The following is a 4,962-nucleotide window of genomic DNA, read 5'->3' on the forward strand; positions in this document are numbered from 1 at the left end:
AAGCAGCAAAGCGCGTTCCCCACTTAAACCCAAACTCTGTAGTTGAGATGCGATCGCTCGACTGCGGCGATCGAATTCTTGATAAGTTAAACTCGTTTCCTCGCCTTCAACCTCTTGCAAAAAGGTAAAAGCGCGTTGCTGAGGTTGATGTAAAGCCCTATACCGCAAGATGTCCGCGAAAGAGGTACAACCTACGGGGAGTTTTGCAGAGTCATTGTCAGAATCGGTCATTTTCTTCGGTGCTATCGAGAACGCCACAACGATCGAGTCAGTCAGAAGCGGGTGGTGTTGGCTTCTTTCACTGCACTGGTTTTGGAAGATTTTTTTGAGGACTTACCCAAGTGTCACAAGACAAAGGGTGCGGTCATAAGTAGTTGGTTGAGACGGGCGCGGGGACGCGGAGAAATTTTTTGCACATCACCAACGGGTGAGAAACCGCAGCCTAGCGAAGACAGCGCAACAACATACCTCTCAGCAACTACTTTAAGCTTTTGCAATTAATTCGCAATTAATTTTCACTAAGCATAAGCAATATTCTCAGTTATTAGCAAGTAGTTACGCAAAATATTTGCAAATGCTTCTGGACTTTTTGATAAGTTAAACTAATGTTATTGGCAAGTTAAAGGCAACAAGAGCGATCGCCAGCCAGATAGACAACTGCCGAAAACGGGATACCCAAAACCTTTGTTTATATTAGGCTTTGCTCAAATAAACAATCTATCTTTGGGAAGATTCATACCGCTTCTAGATGGAAATCAGATGAATTCCAATTCCGGGATGAGGAGCCTTGACAAAGTACACACCCTTACTGCTTAATGAATATCTGTTGCATTTACTTGAAATTAATTAGCAAGTAGAAAACTCAATCAGTTAAGAATTATTCCTGTTTAGCTGGTAGCGCGACAATTCACGCACAGTGCAGCATCGCCTGTGCGGTGGAGCAGAGCGCTATCCGATCCGCTTGTTGTATGTGAGGAGATTTGAGTGAAACAACTGCAATTCCTCAATGCGCTTGGGTTTGCAGGAGCCGTATCGGTGTTAGTCGCAGCGCCTGCAAAGGCGCAAATCGCGCAAGTAACTGCCGTAAAGCTCAACCCGACACCCAATGGCATTGAGGTCATCTTAGAAACGATCGATGGTAAACCGCTACAAGCCTTCACCGGCAAGTATGGCGAAACCTTTTTTGCCGATATTATTACCGCGCAATTGCGTTTGCCAGAAGGAGATTCCTTTCGCCAAGACAATCCCGCACCGGGAATTCGATCGATAGAAGTTACCCGACTGGATATCAACAGTATCAGAGTTAAAGTTATCGGAGCAGCGGATGTACCCACCGCACAAGTGACTTCCCAAAATCGGGGTTTAGTTGTCAGTTTGAATACTGCATCCGGTACAGCAACTCAACCAACTTCCCCAACACGAGAACCGGTCACTCAAGTTCAACCAACTCAACCGACTTCCCCAACAGGAGAATCGGTCACTCAAGTTCAACCAACTCAACCGACTTCCCCAACAGGAGAACCGGTCACTCAAGTTCAACCAACCCAACCCACTTCCCCAAGGGTTCAGCCTCCCAGAGAACGATCGGTTGAACTGATTGTGATCGCTGAAGCAGACGAAACAGGATATCGAGCGCCTTCTGCAACTGCGGGAACTCGCACAGATACGCCATTGCGGGACGTACCCCAAGCAGTTCAGGTTGTTCCCCAGCAGGTACTCGAAGATCGACAAGTCACCCGCGTAGAAGAAGCAGTCAGAAGCACCAGCGGCGTCAATCCCACCAGTTCATCCATTAGCACATTTGAAACCTTTAATATTAGAGGTTTTGAAAGCACAAATATTCTCCGAAATGGTTTAAGGGATTCCACTAACACTCAAATTCCATCTGAAACCGCAAACCTGGAAAGATTAGAAGTCCTCAAAGGGCCAGCATCAGTTTTGTTCGGTCAAGGCAGTCCCGGCGGTGTAATCAACCTAGTCACAAAAAGACCGCTACCCGATCCGTTTTATGCTGCTGAATTTAGCATTGGAAATTTTAGCTTTTATCGCGGAGCCATAGATTTGAGTGGCCCGCTCAACCGCAGCCGAAATTCCCTCTATCGATTCAATGCTTCTTACGAAAATTCAAATACCTTCGTTGATTTTACTCAAATCGAGCGCTTATTTTTTGCGCCCGTAGTAAGTTGGGATATTACTGAGGATACAAAGCTAACCCTGGAAGGAGAGTTTATTCGATCGAGCTTTCCCAACTATCGCGGTTTGCCAGCGGTAGGTACAGTACTTCCCAACCCAAATGGCAAGATCCCGATCGAACGCAATATCGCCGAACCCAATCGAGATTTTATCGATAACAACGCTAACAGACTGGGATACAATTTAGAGCATCGCTTCAGCGAAAATTGGTCGTTGCGAAATAGTTTCCGGGTTACCCTGTTTTCCTACGAGCAAGATAGTTTTTTCCCGAATAGCCTCGAACCCGATAACCGAACTCTCACTCGCGGTTACTCTACAGGCAGTAGCGGTACAGATAACGAGATAATGGCAACCGATTTAATCGGTAACTTTTCCACAGGGCCGATCGATCATAAGTTACTCGTTGGAGTAGAGCTATTTAGGGAAAACAACTACAAAAATAAATTCGACTTTGGGGATATTGCACCGCTCGACCTTTTTAACCCGGTGTATGGCTCCCCTAACGGCGAAATTACCTTCAGTCTTGATAATGCTACCCTGACGCGATCGGCAGGCTTTTACGTCCAAGATCGAATATCGATTTTCGATAAATTTAAATTGATATTGGGCGGACGTTTTGACTTCTACGAACAGCAGCTAACCGATAAATTAGCCAATACAGAAACAAAACAATCCGAAGAATCATTCAGTCCACGGGTAGGTATCGTATATCAGCCGATCGAACCGATTTCTCTCTACGCCAGCTTCAGCCGTTCTTTTAATCCTGTAATCGGTACAGGCTTCAATAATGAACTATTTAAGCCGGAAACAGGCACTCAGTATGAAGTAGGCGTCAAAGCCGATCTTTTAGATGGCCGACTTTCTTCCACATTTGCTATTTACCAGTTGACTCGCCAAAACGTTCTCACACCAGATCCCAGAGATGCTAACTTTTCCATCCAAACTGGCGAACAAAGAAGCCGGGGTGTTGAGTTAGATGTAACTGGTGAAATCTTGCCAGGATTGAAAGTAATTGCTTCTTACGCTTATACAGATGCCACCATTACTGAAGATAATGCCTTGCCAGTTGGCAATCGACTCGATAACGTCCCAAAACATAGCGCTGGTTTGTTTGCAACTTATGAACTTCAAAGGGGAAATCTGCGCGGTTTGGGTTTCGGCTTGGGTTTCTTCTATGTAGGAGAACGTCCCGGAGATCTTGACAATAGTTTTTATCTACCGGATTATTTTCGCACCGATGCTGCTCTTTACTACAGAAGAGATAACTTTAAAGTCGGTTTGAATGTCAAGAATTTGTTTGACATTAGATATTATGAGGCTTCTAATGGCCCTCTGCGCGTTTTCCCCGGTGCGCCTTTGACGGTGCAGGCGACAATTGGTTTGGAGTTTTGACATTTTGCGGAAATCCAAATCTTTGATTTTTTTTACCGCAGATGTAAGCAGATAAACGCAGATGTAGGCGATAGCCTTCCCGAAGGGTACGCAGATGAATCGGATGCGGATGGAGTATATAGGATTTATGCAAGTGACACAAAACAAAGACTGATTTCTAGGTACGTTGTTGCGCTTTAGCGCTAAAGTGCAACAACATACCTCTGTTTAATGTGTTATATCATATCCGATAGCATCGATTTCCTAAAAAACCTCTCTTATCTGCTCTCTTATCTGCGTTCATCTGCGTTTATCTGCTCTCATCTGCGGTAAAAATTTATCCCTTAATTCCAACAGACAATTTTTCGCATCACTCATGTACTAAAGTTTCGATATGAAATTACGTAAACTGGCATTAGTTCTGCACCGATATATCGGTGTAACGGTGGGAATATTGCTGATTGCCATCTGCTTGACTGGCAGTTTATTGGTATTTGGTAATGAAATCGATCGCTTCCTAAATCCGCAGTTATTACAAGTAGTTCCACAACCAGAACGGGTATCTTTACAATATGTAGTAAATCGGGTTAACTCTGTTTATCCAAATCTGAAAATCGACTCGATCGATATTCCTCAAAATCCCACCGCCGTTTACAGAGTATGGAGCGAATCTAAGGACAAACAGGTAGTTTTTGTTTACGTCAATCCCTACAATGGTTCGCTCCTCGGTTCGCGCCTGAAAGAAAAAACTCTGATGAATTTTTTGGTCGAATTACATATAAACTTTCTAGCCGGCGAAATAGGCTCGCTAGTTGTAGGTATTTGCGGTATTCTGCTGCTAGTATTATGCGTAAGCGGACTTGTTCTGTGGACTGGTTGGCGGAAATTTATCCAAGGATTTAAGATTAGGTGGAAAGCTCCCTCAAAATTACTCAATTACGATATCCACAAAGTATTGGGTATGCTGTCGGTTGCTTTTCTTCTGCTCATTGTATCTACCGGGGTAGCAATGAGCTTTTTCTCTCAGTTTGAACAAGCTGTTTACGCGCTCACATCCACTTCATTACCTGTTGTTCCTACCAAATCTAACCCGGCTGCCGATCGACAAACTTTGCCAGTCGATCGCATCTTACAAAATGCCAATAAAGCTTTACCAGTAGCTCAAACAATTTGGGTCAATATCCCAGCAGATTCTACAGGTTTGTATAGAGTCGGGAAAAGGTTTTCCCAAGACACTTCCCTGAGTAGTGCGAGTAGCGATAGCCAGATTTATGTTGACCAATATAGCGGTAAAGTTTTGCGCGTTAACACCGCTCATAAAGGCCCTTTAGCAACTAAGATCCTGTATTCTCTTTACCCCTTACATATCGGTAGTTATGGCGGATTGGGAATGCGGAT

2 protein-coding genes and 1 pseudogene are annotated in these 4,962 nt (G+C 44.3%); 2 read left to right on the plus strand and 1 reads right to left on the minus strand.

From position 1 onward, the window contains the following. A pseudogene (locus tag H6S82_RS17740) lies at positions 1-231 on the minus strand (hypothetical protein); the annotation flags it as partial. A 753-nt stretch (positions 232-984) separates the two neighbouring features. On the opposite strand from H6S82_RS17740, the gene H6S82_RS17750 reads away from it, so the two are divergent. Together H6S82_RS17750 and H6S82_RS17755 are read left to right on the plus strand one after the other, a co-directional pair. Further along, positions 985-3,585, plus strand: a complete 2,601-nt coding sequence (locus tag H6S82_RS17750) for a TonB-dependent siderophore receptor (protein WP_191056489.1) — start codon at positions 985-987, stop codon at positions 3,583-3,585. A gap of 373 nt (positions 3,586-3,958) precedes the next feature. Then, positions 3,959-4,962 (plus strand): PepSY-associated TM helix domain-containing protein (locus tag H6S82_RS17755; RefSeq protein WP_191056490.1); only part of this gene is annotated, 1,004 nt, incomplete at its 3' end.

This window comes from Planktothrix sp. FACHB-1355, assembly GCF_014748295.1.
Lineage (GTDB): Bacteria > Cyanobacteriota > Cyanobacteriia > Cyanobacteriales > Aerosakkonemataceae > Aerosakkonema > Aerosakkonema funiforme_A.